At 45.1% G+C, this 25,163-nt stretch carries 24 protein-coding genes; 20 read left to right on the top strand and 4 right to left on the bottom strand.

The features are described from left to right. Positions 1-26 precede the first annotated feature (26 nt). Positions 27-791 carry a hypothetical protein gene (locus R7Q46_RS06160; RefSeq protein WP_005378247.1) on the bottom strand — a complete coding sequence of 255 codons (765 nt, stop codon included), beginning with the start codon at positions 789-791 and terminating at the stop codon, positions 27-29. A 313-nt stretch (positions 792-1,104) separates the two neighbouring features. Between R7Q46_RS06160 and cysB the strand changes: the two genes are divergently transcribed. Next, positions 1,105-2,079 (top strand): HTH-type transcriptional regulator CysB, encoded by a 975-nt coding sequence (gene cysB / locus R7Q46_RS06155; RefSeq protein ID WP_005388967.1) that lies wholly within the window; start codon positions 1,105-1,107, stop codon positions 2,077-2,079. 53 nt (positions 2,080-2,132) lie between these two features. Then, complete coding sequence (locus tag R7Q46_RS06150) at positions 2,133-3,329, top strand: methyltransferase (RefSeq protein WP_158156125.1); 1,197 nt, start codon at positions 2,133-2,135, stop codon at positions 3,327-3,329. Positions 3,330-3,422: 93 nt separating this feature from the next. Here R7Q46_RS06150 and ald read toward each other — a convergent pair whose 3' ends face one another. Next, complete coding sequence (gene ald, locus R7Q46_RS06145) at positions 3,423-4,547, bottom strand: alanine dehydrogenase (RefSeq protein ID WP_005378241.1); 1,125 nt, start codon at positions 4,545-4,547, stop codon at positions 3,423-3,425. Between the two features lie 156 nt (positions 4,548-4,703). Here ald and lrp point away from each other — a divergent pair, with 156 nt between their 5' ends. The 8 genes from lrp (at position 4,704) to R7Q46_RS06105 (ending at position 13,617) form a co-directional block, all read left to right on the top strand. Next, on the top strand, positions 4,704-5,198 hold the full coding sequence (gene lrp / locus R7Q46_RS06140) for a leucine-responsive transcriptional regulator Lrp (RefSeq protein WP_005378234.1): 495 nt from the start codon (positions 4,704-4,706) through the stop codon (positions 5,196-5,198). 152 nt (positions 5,199-5,350) lie between these two features. Continuing rightward, positions 5,351-8,398 (top strand): DNA translocase FtsK 4TM domain-containing protein, encoded by a 3,048-nt coding sequence (locus R7Q46_RS06135; RefSeq protein ID WP_213871555.1) that lies wholly within the window; start codon positions 5,351-5,353, stop codon positions 8,396-8,398. A gap of 61 nt (positions 8,399-8,459) precedes the next feature. After that, a complete protein-coding gene (lolA, locus tag R7Q46_RS06130) occupies positions 8,460-9,086 on the top strand; it encodes an outer membrane lipoprotein chaperone LolA (RefSeq protein ID WP_005388103.1) in 627 nt (208 codons plus the stop codon). After that, on the top strand, positions 9,087-10,442 hold the full coding sequence (locus tag R7Q46_RS06125; protein WP_025766891.1) for a replication-associated recombination protein A: 1,356 nt from the start codon (positions 9,087-9,089) through the stop codon (positions 10,440-10,442). It begins immediately after the preceding gene. 91 nt (positions 10,443-10,533) lie between these two features. Beyond that, positions 10,534-11,841: a serine--tRNA ligase gene (serS, locus tag R7Q46_RS06120; RefSeq protein ID WP_005378225.1), complete on the top strand. Its 1,308-nt coding sequence runs from the start codon at positions 10,534-10,536 to the stop codon at positions 11,839-11,841. Positions 11,842-12,047: 206 nt separating this feature from the next. Then, a complete protein-coding gene (locus R7Q46_RS06115) occupies positions 12,048-12,779 on the top strand; it encodes an ATPase (protein WP_151514665.1) in 732 nt (243 codons plus the stop codon). Further along, positions 12,773-13,213 carry a hypothetical protein gene (locus R7Q46_RS06110; RefSeq protein WP_213871556.1) on the top strand — a complete coding sequence of 147 codons (441 nt, stop codon included), beginning with the start codon at positions 12,773-12,775 and terminating at the stop codon, positions 13,211-13,213. The genes R7Q46_RS06115 and R7Q46_RS06110 overlap by 7 nt, the downstream gene beginning before the upstream one ends. 137 nt (positions 13,214-13,350) lie before the next feature. Further along, the gene (locus tag R7Q46_RS06105) at positions 13,351-13,617 is read left to right on the top strand and encodes a DksA/TraR family C4-type zinc finger protein (RefSeq protein ID WP_033905078.1); all 267 of its coding nucleotides are present in this window, start codon (positions 13,351-13,353) and stop codon (positions 13,615-13,617) included. Positions 13,618-13,686: 69 nt separating this feature from the next. Here R7Q46_RS06105 and bioA read toward each other — a convergent pair whose 3' ends face one another. Then, a complete protein-coding gene (gene bioA, locus R7Q46_RS06100) occupies positions 13,687-14,967 on the bottom strand; it encodes an adenosylmethionine--8-amino-7-oxononanoate transaminase (RefSeq protein WP_318077395.1) in 1,281 nt (426 codons plus the stop codon). A gap of 130 nt (positions 14,968-15,097) precedes the next feature. Between bioA and bioB the strand changes: the two genes are divergently transcribed. From bioB to bioD, 4 genes are read left to right on the top strand one after another with little or no spacing between them, the layout of a single operon-like run. Then, positions 15,098-16,150: a biotin synthase BioB gene (bioB, locus tag R7Q46_RS06095; protein ID WP_005378222.1), complete on the top strand. Its 1,053-nt coding sequence runs from the start codon at positions 15,098-15,100 to the stop codon at positions 16,148-16,150. Beyond that, the gene (bioF, locus tag R7Q46_RS06090; protein ID WP_213871558.1) at positions 16,137-17,288 is read left to right on the top strand and encodes an 8-amino-7-oxononanoate synthase; all 1,152 of its coding nucleotides are present in this window, start codon (positions 16,137-16,139) and stop codon (positions 17,286-17,288) included. The genes bioB and bioF overlap by 14 nt, the downstream gene beginning before the upstream one ends. Then, a complete protein-coding gene (bioC, locus tag R7Q46_RS06085) occupies positions 17,288-18,109 on the top strand; it encodes a malonyl-ACP O-methyltransferase BioC (protein ID WP_213871559.1) in 822 nt (273 codons plus the stop codon). The genes bioF and bioC overlap by 1 nt, the downstream gene beginning before the upstream one ends. Beyond that, on the top strand, positions 18,106-18,792 hold the full coding sequence (gene bioD, locus R7Q46_RS06080; protein WP_005388086.1) for a dethiobiotin synthase: 687 nt from the start codon (positions 18,106-18,108) through the stop codon (positions 18,790-18,792). The genes bioC and bioD overlap by 4 nt, the downstream gene beginning before the upstream one ends. Before the next feature lie 82 nt (positions 18,793-18,874). Here bioD and R7Q46_RS06075 read toward each other — a convergent pair whose 3' ends face one another. Then, positions 18,875-19,042 (bottom strand): hypothetical protein, encoded by a 168-nt coding sequence (locus R7Q46_RS06075; RefSeq protein ID WP_005378215.1) that lies wholly within the window; start codon positions 19,040-19,042, stop codon positions 18,875-18,877. 507 nt (positions 19,043-19,549) lie between these two features. On the opposite strand from R7Q46_RS06075, the gene htpX reads away from it, so the two are divergent. The 6 genes from htpX to R7Q46_RS06045 all read left to right on the top strand — a co-directional run bounded on the left by htpX (position 19,550) and on the right by R7Q46_RS06045 (position 25,163). Next, on the top strand, positions 19,550-20,419 hold the full coding sequence (gene htpX / locus R7Q46_RS06070; RefSeq protein WP_005388085.1) for a protease HtpX: 870 nt from the start codon (positions 19,550-19,552) through the stop codon (positions 20,417-20,419). Positions 20,420-20,628: 209 nt separating this feature from the next. Beyond that, positions 20,629-21,048 carry a nuclear transport factor 2 family protein gene (locus tag R7Q46_RS06065; RefSeq protein ID WP_005378211.1) on the top strand — a complete coding sequence of 140 codons (420 nt, stop codon included), beginning with the start codon at positions 20,629-20,631 and terminating at the stop codon, positions 21,046-21,048. Then, positions 21,045-21,770 (top strand): SDR family oxidoreductase, encoded by a 726-nt coding sequence (locus R7Q46_RS06060; protein WP_213898117.1) that lies wholly within the window; start codon positions 21,045-21,047, stop codon positions 21,768-21,770. Before R7Q46_RS06065 ends, R7Q46_RS06060 begins: the two co-directional genes overlap by 4 nt. Positions 21,771-21,782: 12 nt before the next feature. Continuing rightward, positions 21,783-23,093, top strand: a complete 1,311-nt coding sequence (locus R7Q46_RS06055; RefSeq protein ID WP_262647246.1) for an NAD(P)/FAD-dependent oxidoreductase — start codon at positions 21,783-21,785, stop codon at positions 23,091-23,093. Position 23,094: 1 nt separating this feature from the next. Then, a complete protein-coding gene (locus R7Q46_RS06050; RefSeq protein ID WP_213871561.1) occupies positions 23,095-23,913 on the top strand; it encodes a DUF1365 domain-containing protein in 819 nt (272 codons plus the stop codon). After that, positions 23,907-25,163: an SAM-dependent methyltransferase gene (locus tag R7Q46_RS06045; protein ID WP_064368031.1), complete on the top strand. Its 1,257-nt coding sequence runs from the start codon at positions 23,907-23,909 to the stop codon at positions 25,161-25,163. Before R7Q46_RS06050 ends, R7Q46_RS06045 begins: the two co-directional genes overlap by 7 nt.

The following is a 25,163-nucleotide window of genomic DNA, read 5'->3' as shown; positions in this document are numbered from 1 at the left end:
CAGCCTTTTTTGACCTGAAGTGAATGTTACCACTTTTTCTTCTCGCCGAAGAGAGCTTCCATGTCATTGTCACGCTCTTTGTCAGCAATCTGCTGCATTTCGGCATCGCTTTTATCTTGGCGCTTTTTATCTAAGTCACCTAACATCTCTTCAAGCTTTTGTTTCGCTTGAATAGAATAAGGATCGCTCTTAGTGCTCAAAGCATCGATACCTTTACGCAGCAGTTGAAGCGCGGTGCCTGGTTGGCCACGAGCGATAGAGTCGTTTGCTCTTTTGATGACATTTTCAATGTTGATGCGAATTTGCATCGTTTCCAAGCGCGCATTTTCAGTGACGTAAGTCTGGGTATCCAATCGGCCTTTGTTGTGCTCGTTACGGATAGTGTCGCGAAGTCGTTTAACCAGCTTAAGCATGACGATAGCTTGTTTATCACTACTCGGCATCTTGAAAGTGGTACTCTCGCCAGTAGGACCATTCTCTTTTAGCTGCGTAATCTGCTGCTTCATATTTTCGATACGTTGAGCAAGTTGCTTGTTCTTCGGGTCCAGCTCATGCATGCTCTCTAGCGCGTCAAGAATACGATTGTTTAGACACAGCAACAGCTCTTTACTAAAAGGGATATGGTGCGCATGACCAATCAACTCTTCAGTACCATCTATCAAGGCTACATATCGCGCTGATTCCTGCCTTTTTGCGGTTTCAACTTTAACCTTATATTGCAACATAATGTTATAGCCTAGGATTAACACCAGTAGGATGGCTACCAAAGCGATTATTAAACCAATATTCATATCTTTGCGTCTGCTTTACTTTTCTGCGGCTAGCGTTAAAGAATACATGAATCTTATCTTACTCGGCACCTTATTTGTTTGATTATTTTGTCTCTCCCACGTTTTAGTTACTGATAGAAGTCACATCATAGAACTTCGGTCATTTATTGGCTCAACTTTGTGCATATTGTTTCTTGCTTGAAGATTATTAGTATGTGATTGAGGTATAAGTTAGAAATTGCTGTTCATTTCGATTTGAACGCGTTATAACTAATTATTATATCGCTCGCTTGAGTGGCCAATAAACTCTCTCATGAATAAGTAAGGGATTACGATGAAACTGCAGCAGCTGAAGTATATTGTTGAGGTTGTAAACCATAATCTGAATGTATCTGCAACGGCGGAAAGCTTATATACCTCTCAGCCAGGTATCAGTAAACAGGTTCGGTTGCTGGAAGACGAGTTAGGCATTCAGATTTTTGAACGTAGCGGTAAGCACTTAACGCAAGTGACGCCAGCTGGAGAAGAAATTGTACGTATCTCTCAAGAAATTCTCGCTCGTGTAGAAAGTATCAAAGCGGTGGCTGGAGAGCACACCCATCCAGAAATGGGGACGCTGAATATCACCACGACACATACGCAGGCTCGTTATGCACTGCCAGATGTCATCAAAGGTTTTACTTCTCGTTATCCAAAAGTGTCGTTACACATGCACCAAGGTACACCGTCACAAATGTCTGAGGCGATAGCTAAAGGCACAGCGAATTTTGCGATTGCGACAGAAGCGCTTCACTTATATCAAGATGCCATCATGCTGCCTTGTTATCACTGGAATCGTTCAATAGTTGTGCCTAAAGACCACCCACTAGCGAAGAAAGACAAAGTAACGATCAGTGATCTTGCCGCTTACCCATTAGTCACTTACGTGTTCGGTTTTACTGGTCGTTCAGAGCTGGATACAGCATTCAACCGCGAAGGTTTAACCCCGCGAGTGGTGTTCACGGCAACTGATGCAGACGTCATTAAAACTTACGTTCGTATGGGTATTGGTGTGGGTGTGATTGCAAGCATGGCTGTGGATGAAGAGCAGGACGGTGACTTGGTTGCAATAGATGCGAGCCATTTGTTTGGCGCGAGCACCACGAGCATCGGCTTCCGCCGTGGTACATTCTTACGCTCTTACATGTTCGATTTTATGGAGCGTTTTGCACCGCACTTAACGCGTCCAGTGGTTGAGCAGGCGATTTCGTTGAAGTCTAATGCAGAAATCGAAGAGATGTTTAAAGACATCGAGCTTCCGGTGAGATAACACTTCATTGATGTTTCGATTCCCTCTACAATGCGCTCGTTGTAGGGGGAGCTATGAAAACGCAATTTCAGTTTATTAATGACTGCTTAATCGAAAACCAATCTTTGTGGCGATTCGAGCCTTTTAAAAGCAGCATTCACACATCATTACCTTGGCAGGAGCAACATCCTCGACTGTGCCAATGGCTAGCGTCTCTTACTCCCTCTCAAATCGAAGAATACAAAGCAGCACCAGAACTCGCGTTAAAAGCACTTAGTCCGTTTTTGCCTGAGCTTGAACAACTCGCAGAACTGACTCATTTAGAGCTTTTGTCGTTAAACGGCTTGGAACTCGCTCGTGGTTTAGATAATGGTATTCCGGGACGTAAGTTGGAGCAAATTAGCTCGATGGGTGAAGCTGCAATTCAACAACACTGTGGCGAAGAGTGGCTAGAATGGTGCTCAGGTAAAGGTTACTTGGGGCGAATCCTGACAACGCAAACCGATCAGCCTGTAACCAGCTTTGAATACCAACAAGCACTGTGCGATTCGGGACAACAAGCAGCCAATGAACATCATTGGAAGATGACGTTTATTCAAGGCGACGCGTTTGATAGCAAAGCGAAAGCCGTGTTTAAGCCAACGCAACACGCAGTAGCACTGCATGCATGCGGTGACCTTCACGTTCGTCTAATGCAGTACGGCAGTGAAAATGGGATTGCTGCGATGACCATATCACCTTGTTGTTACCACTTGATTCAGTCGGAACAATACCAGCCGATGTCGGAATCGGGCAGGGCTTCTTCTCTCTCATTGTCTAAGCAAGAACTGCGTATCCCATTACAACAAACGGTGACGGGAGGAGAGCGCGTGCGTCGTCATCGTCAGCAGGAAATGATGTTTCGTCTTGGGTTTGATTTGATCACGCGACAAGCTTTGGGAATGGCAGAGTATCAGCCTGTGCCGAGTATCCGTAAGTCGCAATTAAGTGATGGTTTTGAAGCCTTATGTCGCTGGGCAGCGGAGCAAAAAGGCATTGTTCTTCCTCAAGAAATCGATTTCTCTCATTTTGAAAAGTTAAGCGAACAACGCTTCTGGCAAATGGAGAGAATGAGCTTAGTGCAACTTGTTTTTCAACGTCCGTTGGAGATCTGGCTCGCATTAGACAAAGTGCTTTATCTTGAAGAACGTGGTTACCGTGTTAGATTGTCAGAGTTTTGCCCTAAATCGGTCACGCCTAGAAATATTTTAATTTGCGCATATAAGATTTAGTTATTCTTTATAGCCAAGCGCTCTATATGAAAAAGCCCACTTATGAGTGGGCTTTTGTAAACAAAACGTGACAAGTTATGTTTTATTTTGTCATTAATTAAACATAGCGATAGCTTGAGTTGGTTCAACGTATTCCAAGTCAAAGCTTTCTGCTACTTCTTTACACGTTACTTTTCCGTGAATAACGTTTAGACCTTCAAGGAAGCCTTTATCTTCTAGAAGTGCTTCGCGGTAGCCTTTATTTGCTAACTTCACGATGTATGGAAGTGTAGCGTTGTTGAGTGCAAATGTTGAAGTGCGAGCAACTGCGCCAGGCATATTTGCTACACAGTAGTGAACCACTTCATCAACGATGTAAGTTGGATCTGCGTGAGTTGTTGCGTGCGAAGTTTCGAAACAACCGCCTTGGTCAATTGCCACGTCAACCACTGCTGCACCAGGCTTCATCTTAGCAATGTGCTCTTTAGTGACCAGTTTAGGTGCTGCTGCGCCAGGAATTAGAACGGCACCGATAACAAGGTCCGCTTCTAGAACATGCTTCTCGATAGCGTCTTCAGTAGAATAAACCACTTTTGCGCGACCTTGGAATTCTTCGTCAAGCTTACGAAGTGTGTCTACGTTACGGTCTAGAATGGTGACGTCAGCGCGAAGGCCAACCGCCATACGAGCAGCGTTTGCACCAACAACGCCACCACCAACGATAACGACTTTTGCAGGTTCAACACCAGGTACGCCGCCTAGGAGCAGACCACGACCGCCGTGCGATTTTTCCAACGTTTGCGCGCCAGCTTGGATAGACATCCGACCTGCCACTTCTGACATTGGTGCTAACAGTGGCAAACGACCCATATTATCTGTTACAGTCTCATAGGCTATACAGACAGCTTTGCTCTTGATTAGCTCATCAGTTTGTGGAAAATCTGGTGCTAGGTGTAAATAAGTAAATAAAATTTGCCCTTCGCGGAGCATTGCTCTCTCTACTGCTTGGGGTTCTTTTACTTTTACAATCATGTCTGCTTGCGCAAATACGTCAGCAGCATGAGGGAGAATGGATGCGCCGACAGCGATGTAATCATCGTCTGAAAAACCAATGCCGGCACCTGCATTGGTCTCAACTAAAACTTGGTGACCATGTGAGATGAGTTCTCTCACGCTAGCTGGGATCATACCAACACGATATTCGTGATTCTTGATTTCCTTAGGTACGCCAATGATCATCCTGTATCCTCTTTCTATAATGGTTGTATTAACTGTTAGTAGGGTGTTATTGTCGAATTAATAACTAGTATAGTTATAGATTTGTAAAATTTGGCACCAAATATTAAAAAGTTGTAGTATATTTTTTTGCAAGGAAGTAATAAGGTGGAATAAAAAATGGCAGACAACTATAAAAAGCCGTCCAAGGAACTAGACCGTATCGACCGCAACATTCTTAATGAGCTGCAGAAAGACGGTCGTATTTCAAACGTTGAGCTTTCAAAACGTGTGGGACTTTCTCCAACGCCATGTTTGGAGCGTGTACGTCGCTTAGAGCGTCAGGGTTATATCACAGGGTATACTGCATTATTGAATCCGCAGTTCCTGGATGCATCACTATTAGTATTCGTTGAGATTACGCTAAACCGTGGTGCGCCGGATGTGTTTGAGCAGTTTAACTCAGCTGTTCAAAAGCTAGACGACATACAAGAGTGTCATCTTGTTTCAGGTGACTTTGACTATCTTCTTAAAACCCGTGTATCAGATATGGGTGCTTACCGCCGACTATTGGGCGATACGTTACTACGTCTACCTGGCGTAAATGACACTCGCACATACGTTGTTATGGAAGAAGTGAAACAATCTAACCAGCTTGTGATCAAAACTCGTTAATTTCTTGCAAAGAAAGCGGTATATGCTTCCGCTTTCGCCAGAGAGTAATTGGGTTTTTCTCCTTGATATGGTTAAATCAATTTACCGAGCGGCTTGATGCTGCTCGGAATGTTTTGCAATTTCCTATTTCATTTCCATATTCAAGTTGATTTATGTTCAAAGAGAACGCAAAGAAAGTCGAAACCATTATCAAAACCAGTGAAGAGCCCCAGTCTTCACGCTTAAATGGCTTCCAACGCTTAAAAGAGTGCTGCTTTATCGTTGGCGTTCTTAGCTCGGTATTGCTTGCGGTTGCACTATTTACCTTCAGTCCGGCCGATCCTTCTTGGTCCCAAACCGCATGGGGAGGGGATATCGATAATGCTGGTGGCCTTTTCGGCGCTTGGCTAGCCGATACTCTATTCTTCACATTTGGCTCTCTCGCTTACCCAATCCCTTTCTTGCTAGCGGCGGCTGCATGGGTGATTTGCCGTAAACGAGGAGAAGATGAGCCCATTGATTTCATGCTATGGGGTACAAGGCTGCTCGGTCTTGTCGTCCTTATTATGACCAGTTGCGGTCTTGCCGATATTAATTTTGATGACATTTGGTATTTTTCATCCGGAGGTGTGGTCGGGGATGTGTTGTCTAGCCTCGCTTTACCTACATTAAATGTACTCGGTACCACATTGGTACTGCTGTTCTTGTGGGGAGCGGGCTTTACGCTCTTCACTGGCATCTCATGGCTTAACATCGTGGAATGGCTTGGTGATCGTGCATTAGCACTAATTGCCGCGCTTGCAAATAAGGCAAGAGGTTCAGAGCAGGAAGTTTTAGAACCTCAGCTTGATGAGTTTGTAGAAGATAAAGTCTCTACGCCTAAACATAATGTAGACCATGAAATTGATGATGAGCCGCTTCCTCATTTAACGGCGTACGATGTCGATGAACCGAAAGAGTCGGCGCCAGCGCATGAGTATCCTATTTATATGCCGCAAGCTAAACCTGATAAGCCTGCGGAACAGGCGATGGTAGAACCGACTCCACCACAACGCAAGGCTACGGTTAATGCTGCGCCAGTTTATTCTGAACCTGAACCTCAAATACAACCTATCCATACGGTTAACACTGATAACGTTGATCCGCTCTTGGAACGCACCAAGCAACTGAATGTTACGATAGAAGAGCTTGAAGCAGCGGCGCAACAAGCAGATGACTGGGGAACTGAAGAACAGGCTGCCCCATCATTTGCAGACACTTATTCTTCCTATGTCGAGCAACATACAGCTACAGAAGAACCGATCAGTGTTGAACCAGATTATGCGGAGTACGAACAATTTGAAGCAGAGCAAGTACAGCAGCCAAGTATTGAGCATCCTGTACATGAAGAGCCTGCAATTGATTCTGCTGTATTAGATAGCATCACGGCGCAAACGGAATCGAGCCAACATATTGAGCCTACGATCTCTGACTTTGATGTGTTAGATGATGAAGACGAAGTGGAGTCTCAGCCTGCGCAGCAAGTACAGCCAACAACGCCTCATCAGCAAGCAGCAACACCTTCAACAACATTTGAACCTGCACCTCAAAAAGTGGAGGTAGAAGAGGTCCAAGACAACGACCAAGACGTTACCGCATTCCAAGATATGGTTTCCAATGCGCAAGCCAAAGTCGCTGCAACACAGAACCCATTTTTGGTACAGAAAGAAGAAAACTTGCCAGTTCCGGAAGAGCCACTCCCAACGCTCGAGTTGCTTTATCATCCAGAAAAACGTGAAAACTTTATCGACCGTGATGCGTTAGAGCAGGTCGCTCGATTGGTAGAGAGCAAACTCGCTGACTACAAAATCAAAGCCGATGTGGTTGGTATTTATCCTGGCCCAGTGATCACTCGTTTTGAGCTTGATTTGGCGCCGGGGGTGAAAGTAAGTCGTATTTCTGGTCTTTCAACTGACTTAGCGCGTGCATTGTCTGCGATGGCGGTACGTGTCGTGGAAGTAATCCCTGGCAAGCCTTACATCGGTTTGGAACTGCCAAACATGAGTCGTCAGACGGTCTATTTATCTGATGTCATCAGTAGCCCTCAGTTTGAGCAAGCAACGTCACCAACAACGGTTGTGTTAGGTCAAGACATTGCGGGTGAAGCTGTGGTGGCCGATCTTGCGAAGATGCCTCACGTGCTAGTAGCAGGTACAACAGGTTCTGGTAAGTCGGTGGGTGTGAACGTGATGATTTTGAGCATGCTGTATAAAGCAGGTCCAGAAGATGTACGCTTCATCATGATTGACCCGAAAATGCTAGAGCTTTCTATTTATGAAGGTATCCCTCATCTTCTTTCTGAAGTTGTGACTGATATGAAAGACGCATCAAATGCTCTACGTTGGTGTGTGGGCGAGATGGAACGTCGTTACAAATTGATGTCGGCATTAGGTGTACGTAATGTGAAGGGCTTCAACGAAAAATTGAAGATGGCAGCAGAAGCGGGCCACCCAATCCATGACCCGTTCTGGCAGGAAGGCGACAGCATGGATACTGAACCGCCATTGCTAGAAAAGCTGCCTTACATCGTCGTTGTTGTTGACGAATTTGCTGACCTGATGATGGTGGTAGGTAAGAAAGTTGAAGAACTGATTGCTCGCTTGGCGCAAAAAGCGCGTGCGGCAGGTATTCACTTAATTCTTGCGACTCAGCGTCCATCGGTTGACGTTATTACCGGTTTAATTAAAGCGAACATTCCAACTCGTGTTGCGTTTACGGTATCGACTAAAACGGACTCTCGTACAATCCTAGATCAAGGCGGCGCAGAATCACTACTTGGTATGGGTGATATGTTGTATCTACCGCCGGGATCAAGTCATACAACTCGTGTTCACGGTGCATTTGCATCAGATGATGATGTTCATGCTGTTGTAAACAACTGGAAAGCGCGTGGTAAACCGAACTACATTGAAGAGATCATCAGTGGAGATCAAACTCCAGAAAGTCTATTGCCAGGTGAGCAAATGGAAGCGGATGAAGATGTAGACCCGCTCTTCGATCAAGTTGTTGAGCACGTGGTTCAATCACGTCGAGGTTCGGTTTCCGGTGTTCAGCGCCGATTTAAGATAGGTTACAACCGTGCCGCCCGTATTGTAGAGCAGCTTGAAGCGCAGGGCATCGTAAGTGCTCCGGGTCATAACGGTAACCGTGAAGTACTGGCACCTGCGCCACCAAAAGATTAATGAACTTGTGTTACTCACCTCAGTCCAACTGAGGTGAGTGGTTCTAATAATAGGTATCTGAATGAAAAAACTATTTTCAGCGAAACTTTTCTCCGCGCTTGTTTTAAGCTTTTCCCTCTTCTCTACTGCACACGCAGCATCTCCTAAAGATGAATTAAACAAACGCCTTTCTATGAATGATGGCTTTAGTGCAGATTTCTCTCAGCAGGTTATCAGCCCTGAAGGCGAAACGGTGATGGAAGGAGAAGGTACGGTTGAAATTGCTCGCCCAAGCCTGTTCCGTTGGAGTACAACATTCCCCGATGAGAACCTATTGGTCTCTGACGGTAAGACATTGTGGTACTACAGCCCATTCATCGAGCAAGTGAGCATCTACTGGCAAGAGCAAGCAACAGAGCAAACGCCATTTGTTTTGCTAACGCGTAACCGAGCAAGTGATTGGAATAACTACAAAATATCTCAAAAAGGTGACCAGTTCACTCTCATTCCTACCGCAGTAGACTCCACACAAGGTCAATTCCAGATTAATATTGATGCCAAAGGTGTGGTGAAAGGCTTCAACGTGGTTGAGCAAGACGGTCAAAAAGGTTTGTTCACCTTTAACAACGTGAAGCTGGGTAAACCAAAAGCAGACAGATTCACATTCACAATTCCAAAAGGTGTGGAAGTGGATGACCAAAGGAATTAATTGGTAGTGAGTAATTACACATTAGATTTCTCGGGGGACGAAGATTTTCGTCCCCTTGCTGCTCGTATGAGACCGGAAACAATCGAGCAATACATTGGACAGCAGCACATTTTAGGCCCTGGTAAGCCACTGCGCCGTGCGCTAGAGGCGGGTCACATTCACTCTATGATCCTTTGGGGACCACCAGGCACAGGCAAAACGACATTAGCGGAAGTGGCTGCAAACTATGCCAATGCTGAAGTAGAGCGCGTGTCTGCCGTGACGTCTGGTGTGAAAGAAATTCGTGCTGCAATCGAGAAAGCACGTGAGAACAAAATGGCGGGCCGCCGCACCATCTTATTTGTGGATGAGGTACATCGCTTCAACAAATCTCAACAAGATGCATTTTTACCGCATATCGAAGATGGCACGGTTACCTTTATTGGTGCGACGACAGAAAACCCATCGTTTGAGTTAAACAACGCATTGCTGTCACGTGCACGTGTCTACAAGCTAACGTCTCTCGATAAAGATGAAATCTCACTGGCGCTGAATCAAGCGATCAGCGATAAAGAACGTGGCTTGGGCAATACACCTGCACACTTCGCTGATAACGTATTAGACCGCCTAGCCGAACTGGTCAACGGTGATGCACGCATGTCTCTCAATTATCTTGAGCTGCTCTACGACATGGCAGAAGACAATGCGCAAGGTGAAAAAGAGATCACGCTTAAGTTGCTGGCTGAAGTGGCAGGGGAGAAAGTCTCTCGCTTCGATAACAAAGGTGATATCTGGTATGACTTAATCTCTGCGGTCCACAAATCCATTCGTGGTTCTAACCCAGATGCGGCGCTTTACTGGGCTGCACGTATGATTGCAGCGGGATGTGATCCTCTTTATATTGCCCGTCGATTACTTGCGATAGCATCGGAAGATGTCGGCAATGCGGACCCTAGAGCCATGCAAGTGGCACTCTCCGCGTGGGACTGTTTTACACGCGTTGGTCCAGCAGAAGGTGAACGTGCGATTGCTCAAGCTATTGTTTATCTCGCGTGCGCTCCAAAGAGTAATGCCGTTTACGTTGCTTGGAAACAAGCGCTAACGGACGCTCATAACTTACCTGAATATGAAGTGCCGCATCACCTTCGAAATGCGCCAACCAGTTTGATGAAAGACATGGGTTTTGGGGCTGAGTATCGTTATGCTCACGATGAGCCTGGTGCTTACGCAGCAGGTGAGCAATATTTGCCACCTGAAATGGGCGATCGTAGGTACTATCAGCCGACAAATCGTGGTCTAGAGACCAAAATCGGCGAAAAGTTAGATTACTTGGCTACTTTAGACGCAAATAGCCCACAAAAGCGCTATGAAAAGTAGGCGTTTTTGGATACATTTGTTCAGTAAATTTTTTTAACGCGTACGCTTGGAAAGTGCGCGTGATTTCACAACAAAAAGCATAGGATTAACAATGCTGGATTCTAAATTACTTCGTACAGAGCTGGATGAAACAGCTGCTAAACTGGCGCGTCGTGGCTTTAAGCTAGACGTAGATACTATTCGTAAACTTGAAGAACAACGTAAGTCCATTCAAGTAGAAGTAGAAAATTTACAATCCACGCGTAACTCCATCTCCAAGCAAATCGGCCAAAAAATGGCGGCTGGCGACAAAGAAGGCGCAGAAGAGATCAAGAAACAAATCGGTACGCTAGGTAGCGATCTTGATGCGAAGAAAGTTGAACTTGAGCAAGTAATGGCTCAACTAGACGAATTCACGCTTTCTGTACCAAACATCCCAGCAGATGAAGTGCCAGATGGCAAAGATGAAAACGACAACGTTGAAATCTCTCGTTGGGGTGAGCCAAAGTCTTACGACTTCGAACTGAAAGATCACGTTGACTTAGGCGAAATGGGCGACGGTCTAGACTTCGCAAGTGCAGTTAAGATCACTGGCGCACGTTTCATCGTGATGAAAGGCCAATTCGCTCGCCTACACCGTGCAATCGCTCAGTTTATGCTAGATCTCCACACTGAAGAGCACGGCTACACAGAAATGTACGTACCTTACCTAGTAAACTCTGACAGCCTATTCGGTACTGGTCAGCTTCCTAAGTTCGGTAAAGATCTTTTCCACACTGAGCCTTTAGCGGAAAAAGTAAACGACGAAGAGCCTCGTAAACTGTCTCTAATCCCTACTGCAGAAGTACCTGTAACGAACCTAGTTCGTGACACGATTTCTGACGAAGCGGATCTACCAATTAAGATGACAGCGCACACGCCATGTTTCCGCTCAGAAGCAGGTTCTTACGGTCGTGATACTCGTGGTCTGATCCGTATGCACCAGTTCGACAAAGTTGAGCTAGTACAAATCACTAAGCCAGAAGATTCAATGAACGCACTAGAAGAGCTAACAGGTCATGCTGAGAAAGTTCTACAACTTCTTGAGCTTCCTTACCGTAAAGTGGTTCTATGTACAGGTGACATGGGCTTTGGCGCTCGTAAGACTTACGACCTAGAAGTTTGGGTTCCTGCTCAAGAAACTTACCGTGAAATCTCTTCATGTTCTAACATGTGGGACTTCCAAGCTCGTCGTATGCAAGCGCGTTTCCGTCGTAAAGGCGAGAAGAAACCTGAGCTTGTACACACGCTTAACGGTTCTGGTCTTGCTGTAGGTCGTACAATGGTTGCTATCCTAGAAAACAACCAAGAAGCAGACGGCCGCATTGCAATCCCTACAGTACTTCAGAAGTACATGGCGGGCGCAACGCACATCGGTTAATTCATTTACCACTAGAACACCAAAACCCAGCCTTAGTGCTGGGTTTTTTGTTATCTGCGTCGAGTGAAAATACGTTGTTATGTAATTAGCACACGTATTAGTGACGAACTCGCCCAGAATTTGGCAGTACGAGATAAATGATATTTTTCTAAGCGGCTTTTCACGTGACAAGCTAACGTCCTCATTTGTCTTTGTTGTGAAATGTTATGCCAGTAAATCATCTTTTATTACGTGTTATTTTTGCGTTTACCTTGCTCGTTTCCGGTAGGGTTGTCGCAAGCGAACTTATCCAGCCTCAATACTTAGATAGTGAGCGAACAGACCGCTTTTTCGCACGTGAGGTAGCGAAACCTTCCAAAGAAAATATAGATATGCGCAATTCATTCGACTGGGGCTATGAACTTGAATTGAGACGTGCGCCTGACAAAGAAAAATTGGTATCGAATTGCCAAGACTTAGCTAATGCAAGCTCAGCGGGTTTTACTGCGGCTAAAGCTTATGAATACGGTGCGTTTAAAGCGTATTTAACGCAGTGCCAAACATGGGGTGAGATGGCAAAGTTAGCTGCCTCTAAGCGCTCATATATATCGAAATTTAAGTTAGATGATAGCTTTCCTAGTTTAGCTCCAAGTGCGCTTGCTTTTGTTATTTCTAACGAAAGCGCTGAGAAAGTAAAGGCACTATCAACGTGGGATGAAGTGGACCGTATCCAAAGAACTCAGGTCGCCAGTCCGGTGAGAGCAGAGTACTTCGACGCGACCGATGGTTTTCAAGTCATTACGATTATGGCAAAAGGGGATTACAACGCTGACGGCATTGAGGATATCGTTATTGAGAAAGAGAATAGCGTACTCAGTGGCTCGTATTCTTCTTCACACGGCTATGTATTAACTCGCATGTCTGATCAAGCGCTATTTACTGTGTTGGCCGAATGGTAATGAAACGATTGGCGGTTATTTGTTTTTTAGGTGTAGCGATGGTGAGTACGTTTGCTGTCGCTGATACCTCGCCTAGAAAAGTCTTTGAATGTTCAGTAAACCAAACTATGAACTTTAGTATTTCGATAGATCAAGCCAAAGGCGGGCTTATCCTTTATAAGTCTATTGCGAATAAAAGCCCAGTTTTACAGCGGATAAAACCTCAAGATTATCGTGTCGAACATTACCATCGAGCATTGGTAGATGAGAAGTCACTGGAATTTAGTATTGGTGAGCGGGTCATATTAGTCAGTGAGTACTTTAGCGAGGAGTTTGGTGAGGTAGAGAAGATACTCAGTGTTACTTTGAGAGAGCCTGAGCAAACGCAGTATTTTGAATGCGAGGAAGGGAGTATGAGTAACCTTGCATTGCTTTTCCATGAGAGCGCCGAATAATCGATTACAGAGTAATTATTACTAAAACGTAATAGTGTTTTCGTATTTACCTTAATTATCTTGTTATTTGTAATCGATATAATCATCCACCTTACCACGGTAAGTAGATTTTCTCATTCAAGTAACGAGGAGGGCTTATGGCCGTAGGGTGGGCAAACGACGATAGCGTCAGCCAACAAATTCAAAACACAATAGACGACGAGATTTCCCGTGTTCGTGGCAGTATCACAAAGGGTGAGAGCACCCATTACTGCGATGAGTGTGGTGATGAGATCCCAGAAGCGCGTCGTCTTGCAATGAAAGGCGTTCGTTTGTGTATCGAATGTCAGTCAACAATCGAATTGGTATCTCAACGCCAAGCATTGTTCAATCGACGAGCGAGTAAAGACAGTCAACTTCGATAGCTTTACTGCTCTAATAAATAACGAGACGGTTTGAGTCTCATACTCAAACCGTTTTCGTATTGAATGGAACTATGAAGCGAAGCAGTCTTTACGTTGCAACGCTGCATCAATCGCGTTAACTAGCTTCTCAATATCTTCTGGCTTGCTGATGAACGGCGGCATCATATAAATCAGTTTGTCAAATGGACGAATCCACACTCCGTGTTCAACAAACAAGGCTTGGATGGTTTCCATATTCACAGGGCGAAGCGTCTCCACTACGCCAATAGCACCCAACCAACGGGTGTTTTTCACCAAGTCGTATTCTTCAAGTTTTGGTAGTAACTCAGAAAACAGCGTTTCAATTTGTTGGGTTTGTTGCTTCCAATCACCTTGCTCGATCAATTCCAAACTTGCAGTAGCTACGGCACAAGCGAGTGGATTCCCCATAAAGGTTGGACCGTGCATAAAACAACCAGCATCACCACCACAAGCAGTGTCTGCTACGTGTTTGCTCGCGAGGGTCGCAGAGAGGGTCATGTAGCCGCCAGTAAGTGCTTTCCCGACACACAGAATGTCTGGTTGAATATCCGCATGTTCGCAGGCAAACAATTTACCTGTGCGTCCAAAACCGGTAGCGATCTCATCTGCAATCAATAACAGACCGTATTTGTCGCAAAGTCTACGCACGCCTTTGAGAAATTCTGGATGGTAGATACGCATGCCACCTGCGCCTTGAACGATAGGCTCAAGGATCACCGCAGCAAGTTCTTGATGGTGCGTCTCAATCTTGTGCTCGAAGTCGGTAAGGTCTTCTGGCTTCCATTCATCCCAATAACCACAAGTTGGTGACTCCGCAAAGATATGCTCAGGCAAAAAGCCTTTGTAGAGAGAGTGCATTGAGTTGTCAGGATCGGTGACCGACATCGCCGCAAACGTATCGCCGTGATAACCGTGTCGCAAAGTAAGAAACTTCGGTCGGCGTTCGCCTTTTGCATGCCAATATTGAAGTGCCATTTTTAAGCTGACTTCTACGGCAACAGAGCCTGAATCGGCAAGGAATACATGTTCAAGATTACTTGGTGCTAGGGATAGCAACTTCTTACACAAACTGATTGCTGGCTGGTGGGTAATCCCGCCAAACATCACGTGAGAGACCTTATCGATTTGCTGGTGAGCGGCTTGATTTAAGTGCGGATGGTTATAGCCGTGGATCGTCGACCACCAAGAAGACATGCCATCGACCAGCTCAGTACCATCTTCCAATTTAATGTGCACACCATTTGCCGATGCCACTGGGTAGCAGGTCAGAGGTGTCAATGTAGAAGTGTAAGGATGCCAGATATGCTGGCGGTCGAAGGCGAGATCCATGTGCGATTCCAATAGTAATTGAGGCTAAAAAATAAACAGGTGTAAACTTTGCTCTTTTGTGTTGTGTTGACAGTTTATCGAGACTCAGTAGACTGTCAACACAACAACAAAAGTGACTAAAGGAATACACGTGGAAGTTCGTCATAACTGGACGCATGCTGAAGTGCGCGATCTCATGGAAAAACCATTCATGGATCTCCTATTCGAAGCGCAGCTTGTACATCGTCAATATCAACAAACCAACCATGTTCAAGTAAGCACGCTTCTGTCGATTAAGACAGGTGCTTGTCCAGAAGATTGTAAGTACTGTCCTCAGAGTGCTCGTTATACCACAGACATCGAGAAAGAGCGTTTGATGGAAGTAGAACGCGTACTCGATGCTGCGCAAAAAGCCAAAAATGCTGGTTCTACTCGATTCTGTATGGGTGCAGCATGGAAAAACCCGAAAGAGCGTGACATGCCACATTTGACCGACATGATCAAAGGCGTGAAGGGCATGGGTTTAGAAACGTGTATGACATTAGGCATGTTGACGCCTGATCAAGCAAAGCAACTGGCAACCGCAGGTCTGGATTACTACAACCACAACCTAGATACTTCTCCTGAATTTTACGGCAACATCATTACCACACGTACTTACCAAGACCGTTTAGATACTTTGTCTCACGTTCGTGATGCTGGCATGAAGATCTGTTCTGGTGGCATCATCGGCATGGGTGAAAGTGCTAACGACCGAGCAGGTTTGTTGGTTGAATTGGCTAACTTGCCGGTACACCCTGAAAGCGTTCCAATCAACATGCTCGTGAAGGTAAAGGGGACACCACTGGAAGAAGTGGATGATGTTGAGCCTTTCGATTTCATTCGCCTGATTGCGATTGCACGAATCATGATGCCTCAATCAGCCGTTCGTTTATCCGCTGGCCGTGAAAACATGAACGAACAAATGCAAGCGCTGTGTTTTATGGCGGGTGCAAACTCCGTCTTCTACGGCTGCAAGCTTCTGACAACGCCAAACCCTTCTGAAGACAAAGACATGATGCTGTTCAATAAGCTCGGCATTAACAGCCAAGAGGTGTCTCAAAAGCCTGATGAAATCGAAGAAAACGAGTTACTCGATCGCGTCGTAGAGCGCGTTGCTGCCCGTCCGACAAAAGACGACCTTTTCTACGATGCCAGCGTTTAAATCTCGTATCGAGTCCGCCCTTGCTGAGCGTAAAACGCAAGGGTTGAATCGTTCTATGAATGTGGTGTTTGCCGGTAACCAGTCCGTTTTGGAGCACGAAGGCAAGCGCTACATTAATTTCTCAAGTAATGATTATTTGGGCTTGGCCAATGATCAAGCGCTCGTTCGTGCGTGGCAGCAAGGTTTAAGCGTATACGGCAGTGGCAGTGGAGCATCGCCAATGGTCACTGGCTTTAGTGCAGCACACAGCAATTTAGAAGCCGCACTAACTGAATGGTTGGGCTACGACAGAGCAATTCTGTTTGGTTCTGGATTCAGTGCTAATCAAGCCTTGTTGTTCACCTTGTTAGAAAAGTCAGACGTATTGATCCAAGACCGTTTGAATCATGCTTCATTGATAGAAGCGGGGGCGTTGTCACCAGCTAAGATGAAGCGCTTCAAACACAATGACATCGAGCACCTAAAGTCGCTGATTAATAGCGAAGACAACCATCTAGTTGTGACGGAAGGGGTATTCAGCATGGACGGTGACTGCGCGCCGCTCAGCGATATAGCTGAAGCCACTCGCAGTCATGATGCTTGGTTTGCTGTCGATGACGCTCATGGAATTGGTGTTCTCGGTCAATCCGGTGGTGGTTCTTGCGAGTTGGCAACGGTTAAGCCTGAGTTATTGGTCGTTACCTTCGGTAAAGCGTTTGGTATGTCTGGCGCGGCTATTTTATGTGACCACGCAACGGGGGACTTTTTAACTCAGTTTGCTCGTCACCATGTGTATTCCACGGCGATACCGCCAGCACAAGCGTATGCGTTGACTCATGCAGTCTCGATGGTTCAAGAGCAGTCTTGGCGACGTGAAAAGCTCTCTGAGCTTAGTGAAGTGTATCGAGATAGCCTTAGCGGCCTTGAGGGGTTTGTTGAGACTCAAACTTCGATTAAGCCCTTTTTGATTGGTGAATCTGAATTGGCTTTGCGAGTAGCAGGTGCTTGTCGCCAAAACGGTACTTGGGTGACTGCTATTCGCCCTCCGACGGTGCCTAAAGGAACGTCTCGTCTTCGAATCACACTCACTGCCAATCACACTAATGAACAAGTTAAAACGCTTTCAATCGCATTGAAGCAAGCATTAGGAGCGCTGTAATGGATAATGCAACTACCGCATTAGCGCAAACGCTCGCGTTAGAGAGTTTCCATCAAGATAAAGACGCGATTGCCTCTTCGTTTGGTAAAGCAGCAGAAACATACGATAAACATGCGGCTTTTCAACGTGATGTCGGGCATCAGCTGCTTGACAAACTTCCTGAAAACTTGACGGGAAAACGTGTATTGGATTTAGGTTGTGGCACGGGTTATTTCTCCCAACTACTTCAACAACGCGGTGCGGAAGTAGTCTGCGGCGATATCTCTCAAGCCATGTTAGATAAAGCAGAGCAGCGTTGTGGTGCAGTACGAATGCATTACCAAGTTGCTGATGCTGAAAACTTACCATTTGGCGATGATAGCTTCGATTACGTGTTTTCAAGTTTAGCGCTGCAATGGTGTACAGATTTAAGTTACCCACTAAAAGAAGTGCGCCGCGTGCTAAAAAATGGTGGGAAAGCGTGGTTCTCTACACTGGTTGATGGATCACTGTATGAGCTGCGTGCATCATGGGAAAAAATTGATGCATATCAACACGTCAATAACTTTCTAACGCTCAATCAGGTAAAAATTGCGTTAGCGCAATCTCGATGTGACAGCCATCAACTAGACTTGACCACCATCACAGTTTGGTACGACTCTGCATTTTCAGTTATGCGTGACCTCAAAGGTATAGGTGCAAATCACGTAAGCGGGCGCTCACACGGTTTAACTAGTCGCGAGACTTTGTTAAAAGTTGAGCATGCGTACCAAGCGTTTAAAAACGATCAAGGTCTTCTACCTGCAAGTTATCAGGTTTGTTTTGGAGTAATACATCTATGATTGATGCTTTTTTTATTGCTGGTACGGATACTGATGTTGGAAAGACGGTAGCGTCTAAAGCCATTTTGCAAGCGATCGCAGCAAAAGGACTAAACACTATTGGTTATAAGCCAGTGGCAGCAGGGAGTGACAAGACTGAAGCGGGATGGCGCAACTCTGATGCTTTACACTTACAAGACGTCGCAACACTCGATGTGGCCTATGATGATGTGAACCCATACGCTTTAGAGTTGCCTGCTTCTCCCCACATTGCAGCGAAGCATGAACATGTCGAAATAAGTTACGATGTTCTGAGTCAAAAACTGGCTCAACATAAGCAGCAAGCCGATGTTGTTCTCGTTGAAGGTGCTGGAGGCTGGCGTGTGCCAGTATCCGATACGGACTGTTTATCTACATGGGTAAAAGAAGAGCAGTTACCTGTTGTACTGGTGGTTGGCATTAAATTAGGCTGTTTGAGCCACGCTTTACTCACAGCGGAGAGTATTAAAGCGGATGGTTTGAATCTTGTTGGCTGGGTGGCAAACCGCGTCAACCCAGGCACAGAGCACTACGCTGACATTATCGAGATGCTAGAAGCACGTATCGATGCACCTAAGCTTGGGGAAATTCCATATATTCCAAGTGCTAAACGCAAAGAGCTAGGCAAGTATATTAATGTAGAGCCGTTGCTAAACACTGACTAATGGTGTTTAGGATAAAAGACTAAAAAACCCAAAGGGCTGCGCAATGCAGCCCTTTCTTGTTGGTGTAACCTAAAAAGTCAGATTACTTATCTTGGCTGAGCCCCATCAATGCTTGTTGTGTTTCTGCAACACGCTGAGACATATGATGATCGGTTGAAATACCAAGTTGTTGCTTTGCCTCGTCCTCTGAGATGCCTAGGTGACAACGTAGTAAATCAATAGCCATTTGATAGTCGTTAGTTTCTACCATGGTTTTTCCCTCAATACATGGAGTTTTTGAGCTCACCCAATGCACTTTTTGCAATGTACTTAGAGTGGCTCTGTTTTGTTCATCTCATTCGAATTTAGCATGTCCATGTAGCCGCACAATAAGACCAAAGTCTATAGCAGAGCTAACGTACTGTTTTTGGTCTATTAAAAATTTCTAGCTAAGTTGCTAAGAGGTGATAGATTTAACACCAAGATCATCTATCAATAGATGATGGGTAGCTCAGAGCTTATTTTATCATTTTGATAAATGTATATGAACGGAGGTTCCAGCTCCTACCAAAGCATGTTTTGAAATCGCTTGAATCAAATATTTCAGTCCCGAAAACAAATGTTGCAATTTATTGCTTAACCTTGTTTTTATCGCGGATAGACTATATCTATAACGCACGGAACATGAAAATCAACGGAATTGGCTTTTATAGCGATTACCATTTGTTCCTTATAACAATCCGTTTTAAAAAACGATAAGCTTCCTCGGAGAAAAGTAATGAAGCGAATTATGTTATTCCTAGCAACTAACCTAGCTGTCGTGCTAGTGCTTAGTGTTGTTCTGAATATTGTTTACGCTGTAACTGGAATGCAACCAGGCAGTCTGTCAGGTTTACTTGTAATGGCTGCTGTATTTGGTTTTGGTGGCGCATTTATTTCGTTGATGATGTCAAAGGGTATGGCGCTACGCTCGGTTGGTGGTATGGTCATTGAAAGCCCGCGCAACGAAACGGAGCATTGGTTAGTCGAAACTGTGGGTCGTCAAGCTCAACAAGTGGGTATTGGTATGCCAACGGTGGCTATTTATGATTCACCAGACATCAATGCATTTGCGACAGGTGCAAAACGAGATGACTCTCTTGTCGCAGTTTCTACCGGTCTTTTACACAATATGACTCGTGATGAGGCAGAGGCAGTACTTGCACACGAAGTGAGCCATATTGCAAATGGTGATATGGTCACGATGACGTTGATGCAAGGTGTCGTGAACACGTTTGTTATCTTCCTATCACGCTTTATTGCCAATATCGTGGCATCGAACGATGATGAAGAAGGCCAAGGTACAAACATGATGGTTTACTTTGGCGTATCCATGGTGCTTGAACTGGTATTTGGTTTCCTAGCTAGCTTCTTGACTATGTGGTACAGCCGTCATCGCGAATTCCACGCGGACGCAGGTGCTGCGCGCCTCGTTGGCAAAGAAAAAATGATTGCGGCTCTAGAGCGTTTGAAGGTGAGTCATGAATCTCAACTGGATGGCACCATGATGGCATTTGGTATCAACGGCAAGCAGTCGCTGACTGAGCTACTAATGAGCCACCCTCCGCTAGATAAACGTATTGCAGCGTTGCGAGGCCAGCAATACTAACTGTGTCTACTTAAATAATTGTTAATTTGCTGAAAAGGCTTGGTTTTGACCAAGCCTTTTTTTTCGCCGATTGATCGCGTGCGAACTTCATCACGTACTACTTACAGGAATAAAGTTATACAAAATTATTTTTGTACAACTTTGGTGGAATGAACTATCTTGTACATATAATAATTTTGTACAACTTAATGGGCGTGTAGGAGTAAAAAATGGACATACAGTCTGTTGGCAATATCTATCAAAAGCTCAACAAAGCGAACTTACATCTGCTTAAGGATATATATCACCAAGATGTAGTATTTGAGGACGCAGCGCATCGTTTAGAAGGATGGCCAGCACTTTCGGATTATTTCACCTCATTATATGCCAACGTCATCAGTTGTGATTTTGTAATCCATGAGCATCAACAAGTCGGAGATACAGGCTTCCTAACTTGGACAATGGACCTTCAGCATCCCAAACTTCAGAAGGGTGCGCCTATTCTCGTCAATGGTGTTTCGCACCTCAAATTTAGCGAAGGTCAAGTCATTTATCACCGAGACTATTTTGATCTCGGAGAGATGCTCTATGAGCATTTACCGTTACTTGGTTCAGTCGTTAAAACCATCAAGCAGAGGTTAGGACAATGAACAACACCATCTTAATCACAGGCGCCACCTCCGGAATAGGAAGACAGCTTGCCCTAGATTACGCGACCTCAGAATGGAATGTGATTGCTTGTGGTCGGAATCAAGATGTTCTTGCAGAACTGGAGGAAGTTTCTTCCAAAATTCATACATTGCAGTTTGATGTGACAAATTATGAGGAAACTCAGCAGGCGCTCTCTAATTTGCCCTTTACGCCAAACACATGGGTTTTTAACGCAGGCGATTGTGAGTACATGGATGAGGGAGTGGTCGACGCGAAACTCATGGCGCGTGTGATGAACGTAAATGTTGTCGGTGTTGCCAACTGCATTGAAGGCAGCCAAGTGCATTTAGAGAGAGGGCACCGCATTGTTATTGTTGGCTCTATCGCATCAGAAGTGGCACTGCCTCGTGCTGAAGCTTACGGCGCATCCAAAGCGGCAGTCAGTTATTTTGCACGCACGCTCGCCGTCGACTTGAAAAAGAAAGGGATCAATGTGGTAACGGTGTTTCCTGGTTTTGTTGAAACGCCGTTGACTGACAAAAACGACTTCGAAATGCCAATGATCATTTCTACTCAGCAAGCGTCGGACTCTATCAGGAAGCAGTTAGCCGCCAACAAGACCTATATCTATTTCCCAGCGAGATTTACCAGTATTTTACGTTTTATCTCGTTACTTCCATACAGTTGGCAAGCTCGCCTAACTGCTAAACTCGTATCATAAGAAGGAATAAAAATGAAAACAGCAGGAAGAAAGAAGATAGCGATTGTGGGAACGGGAATCTCTGGCCTTACTTGTGGTTATTACTTGCATAAAGAACATGATGTAACGCTGTTTGAAGCGAACGATTACATCGGTGGCCATACTGCAACCGTTGATGTGAGCCTTGATGGTAAAGAATACGCGATAGATACTGGGTTCATCGTCTATAACGACCGTACGTACCCTAATTTCATTAAAATGATGAGCGAGATTGGCGTTGAAGGTCTGCCTACTCAAATGAGCTTCAGTGTCAGAAACGATGGGAACGGACTAGAGTACAACGGCCACACAGTGTCGACATTGTTTGCTCAAAAACGCAACTGGGCAAACCCCAAATTTTATCGATTTATCTTCGAGATACTTCGTTTCAATAAACTTGCCAAGCGCTTCGCTAGCGAGCAATCCTCGCACTCTCAGACGTTAGGTGAGTTCCTTGACGAACACAAATTCAGTGCTTTCTTTACCGATAACTACATTTTACCGATGGGTGCTGCGATTTGGTCGTCGACTTTAGCTGACATGCGCGCATTCCCTCTTATGTTCTTCTTACGTTTCTTCCTCAACCACGGTCTGCTAGATGTGACTAACCGACCACAATGGTATGTGATTAAAGGTGGTTCACGTTCATACATTCCACCATTGACCAAAGGCTTTGCCGAGAATATTCGTCTTAATAGTCCTGTCGAAAAAGTGGTTCGCAACGAAAAAGGGGTTGGCGTTCAAGTTCGCGGAGAAACGCATTGGTTTGATGACGTTATCTTCGCTTGTCACAGTGATCAAGCAATGAGAATGCTAGAGGATATCAGCCCAATTGAGCAGGAAATCTTGGGGGATATGACATACCAAGCAAATGAAGTTGTTCTTCATACCGACTCTGCCGTACTACCAAAACGTAAGGCAGCATGGGCATCATGGAACTACCTATTGGAAGGAAGTGAAGAGGAGCAGCAACGCCTCCCTTCGCTCACTTATAACATGAACATTCTTCAGCATATTCAATCAGAACACACGTTTTGTGTAACGTTGAACAGTACTGAGCAAATTAACTCAAATAAAGTTTTGCGTTCGTTCACTTATCATCATCCAGTATTCACCACTGAGTCTATTACAGCGCAGCAGCGCAAAGATGAGATACAGGGCAAACAAAGTACCTGGTTCTGCGGGGCTTATTGGTACAACGGTTTTCATGAAGATGGCGTGCGTAGCGCGCTTGATGTTGTGAAAGAACTAGAAGAAAAGTACTGCGAACAAAATGTGGTTCCTTTCGAAAAAGGCGCAGCGTGATATGGATAGCCAAATGAACAGCCGATTGTTTATAGGCAACGTTCGTCACCGTCGATTCACGCCTGTGAATCATGAGTTGAACTACTCTTTATTTATGCCCGCCATCGATGTAGACGAGATCGATGCTTTAGAGAAAAAAGTATGGGGTTTTGGTTCGCGTTGGTGGCATTGGGCTCGCTTCAAGCGCAGTGATTACATTGGTGAAGGTAGCGTCAAGTCGGCAGTGCACAGCAAAATTGAAGAACTGACAGGTGTTCGCTGTACCGGCAAGGTAATCGCAGTCTGTCACTTGCGTTATCTAGGACTTTATTTCAGTCCCGTTAATTTCTACTACGTTTATAACACGGAAGGAGAATGGAAGTATCTCCTCGCAGAGGTGAGTAACACGCCTTGGAATGAACGACATTACTACGTGGTGTCAGCAGATAAAGAAGAAGAAAAGTTTGGTTGGGAACAAGTTAAAGCATTCCATGTTTCACCATTCAACCCGATTGACCAACTCTACCGCTGGAAAATTAAACCTTTGACAGACAAGTTGAATATTCATCTTGAATGTCACAAAGGAGAGAAACACTTTGATGCCACCATGGTTATGAAAGCCAAGCCACTTTCAAGCAAAACCTTATTGAGGTGTTTGATCGTTACACCAATACAAACGGTAAAAGTAATGGTTGGTATTTATTGGCACGCATTAAAACTTTGGGTGAAAGGCGCACCTTTTTATTCTCATCCTAAATATTCAACGCATGAAGAAATAGAAGCCGATACTGAAAAAACAGACAAAAAAAATAAAAAGCACAAGGAGAATTCTGCATGTTAAATACTAGTTCTATGACATTGCCGCGTAAATTGACGACAACGCAAAAAGCGGCTCGCGGAGTTATTTTTCAATGTCTGCAAAAAATGGAAATCGGCTGTTTAACAGTTATTGAAAGTTTTAAGACGGAAACGACAGAGCGAAGCGAGCGTTTTAGTGCGCCAAATGGGGAGTACAGTGGTCAACCTGTTGTCGCTACTATAGAGGTAAAACATCCAGGCTTTTATTCACGGATCTTGCAGGGCGGCAGTATTGCTGCTGGTGAGGCTTATATGGATGGGTGGTGGGATAGCCCCGATTTAACCTCATTAATGAAACTGATGGCCCTTAACATGCGTGCTCTAGATAAACTCGAAGAGCAAGGCAGTTGGTTGACTAAAATACTGTACAAGTTCAGCCATTGGTCAAACAGAAATTCTGAAGAGAACTCACGTAAAAATATCCATGCGCATTACGACTTGGGTAACAACCTATACGAAGCGTTCCTTGACACCAATATGCTGTACTCGTCGGCGCTTTACAATCATGCGGATGACTCTCTAGAGCAGGCTCAAATCAACAAAATGGATCGTCTGTGTCAGCAACTTGAGCTGAAATCTACCGATCATGTTGTTGAAATTGGCACTGGGTGGGGCGCTATGGCGATTTACATGGCTGAACAATACGGTTGTCAGGTCACCACAACAACGATATCTGAAGAGCAACACGCGTACGCGGAGCAAAAAATCAAAGAGCGTGGCTTAGAAGACAAAATCACTCTACTCAAAGAAGATTACCGAAACCTAACCGGCACTTATGACAAGCTCGTTTCTATTGAAATGATTGAAGCTGTGGGCAAACAATTCCTGCCTTCGTACATTAAGGTCTGTGAGTCTTTATTGAAGTCTGGTGGCTTGATGGCGATTCAAGCGATTACGATTGCCGATCAGCGTTACGATTACTACAGTAACAACGTCGACTTTATCCAAAAGTACATTTTCCCGGGTGGTTTTTTACCGTCGGTAACCTCACTAATCCAAGCAACAACAAAGTACAGTGACTTAGTGACGCGAGACTTGTTCGATATTGGTTTGGACTACGCCAAGACGCTGAACGAATGGCACCTTCGTTTTAATCGAGCAGAGAGTGAAGTGCGCTCGTTTGGCTACGACGACCGCTTTGTGCGTATGTGGCGCTACTATTTGAGCTACTGTGAAGGTGGCTTTTTGGCTCGCACGATCAGTGCAGTTCACATGACGTTTCAACGCCCGTAG

The sequence above is a fragment of the Vibrio sp. 811 genome (assembly GCF_033339195.1).
The sequence above is the reverse complement of the archived record's forward strand: the minus strand, read 5'-3'. Positions and strand labels throughout refer to the sequence as shown.

Bases quoted from the DNA above. Each gene is read 5' to 3' on its own strand.
- R7Q46_RS06055 (WP_262647246.1), top strand. From the start codon at position 21,783: ATGAAAACAGCAGGAAGAAAGAAGATAGCGATTGTGGGAACGGGAATC.
- R7Q46_RS06150 (WP_158156125.1), top strand. From the start codon at position 2,133: ATGAAAACGCAATTTCAGTTTATTAATGACTGCTTAATCGAAAACCAA.
- R7Q46_RS06115 (WP_151514665.1), top strand. From the start codon at position 12,048: ATGCCAGTAAATCATCTTTTATTACGTGTTATTTTTGCGTTTACCTTG.
- R7Q46_RS06110 (WP_213871556.1), top strand. From the start codon at position 12,773: ATGGTAATGAAACGATTGGCGGTTATTTGTTTTTTAGGTGTAGCGATG.
- R7Q46_RS06160 (WP_005378247.1), bottom strand. From the start codon at position 791: ATGAATATTGGTTTAATAATCGCTTTGGTAGCCATCCTACTGGTGTTA.
- cysB (WP_005388967.1), top strand. From the start codon at position 1,105: ATGAAACTGCAGCAGCTGAAGTATATTGTTGAGGTTGTAAACCATAAT.
- R7Q46_RS06135 (WP_213871555.1), top strand. From the start codon at position 5,351: ATGTTCAAAGAGAACGCAAAGAAAGTCGAAACCATTATCAAAACCAGT.
- R7Q46_RS06050 (WP_213871561.1), top strand. From the start codon at position 23,095: ATGGATAGCCAAATGAACAGCCGATTGTTTATAGGCAACGTTCGTCAC.
- ald (WP_005378241.1), bottom strand. From the start codon at position 4,547: ATGATCATTGGCGTACCTAAGGAAATCAAGAATCACGAATATCGTGTT.
- R7Q46_RS06105 (WP_033905078.1), top strand. From the start codon at position 13,351: ATGGCCGTAGGGTGGGCAAACGACGATAGCGTCAGCCAACAAATTCAA.
- bioD (WP_005388086.1), top strand. From the start codon at position 18,106: ATGATTGATGCTTTTTTTATTGCTGGTACGGATACTGATGTTGGAAAG.
- htpX (WP_005388085.1), top strand. From the start codon at position 19,550: ATGAAGCGAATTATGTTATTCCTAGCAACTAACCTAGCTGTCGTGCTA.
- lrp (WP_005378234.1), top strand. From the start codon at position 4,704: ATGGCAGACAACTATAAAAAGCCGTCCAAGGAACTAGACCGTATCGAC.
- R7Q46_RS06060 (WP_213898117.1), top strand. From the start codon at position 21,045: ATGAACAACACCATCTTAATCACAGGCGCCACCTCCGGAATAGGAAGA.
- bioA (WP_318077395.1), bottom strand. From the start codon at position 14,967: ATGGATCTCGCCTTCGACCGCCAGCATATCTGGCATCCTTACACTTCT.
- lolA (WP_005388103.1), top strand. From the start codon at position 8,460: ATGAAAAAACTATTTTCAGCGAAACTTTTCTCCGCGCTTGTTTTAAGC.
- bioF (WP_213871558.1), top strand. From the start codon at position 16,137: ATGCCAGCGTTTAAATCTCGTATCGAGTCCGCCCTTGCTGAGCGTAAA.
- R7Q46_RS06075 (WP_005378215.1), bottom strand. From the start codon at position 19,042: ATGGTAGAAACTAACGACTATCAAATGGCTATTGATTTACTACGTTGT.
- serS (WP_005378225.1), top strand. From the start codon at position 10,534: ATGCTGGATTCTAAATTACTTCGTACAGAGCTGGATGAAACAGCTGCT.
- R7Q46_RS06045 (WP_064368031.1), top strand. From the start codon at position 23,907: ATGTTAAATACTAGTTCTATGACATTGCCGCGTAAATTGACGACAACG.
- R7Q46_RS06065 (WP_005378211.1), top strand. From the start codon at position 20,629: ATGGACATACAGTCTGTTGGCAATATCTATCAAAAGCTCAACAAAGCG.
- bioC (WP_213871559.1), top strand. From the start codon at position 17,288: ATGGATAATGCAACTACCGCATTAGCGCAAACGCTCGCGTTAGAGAGT.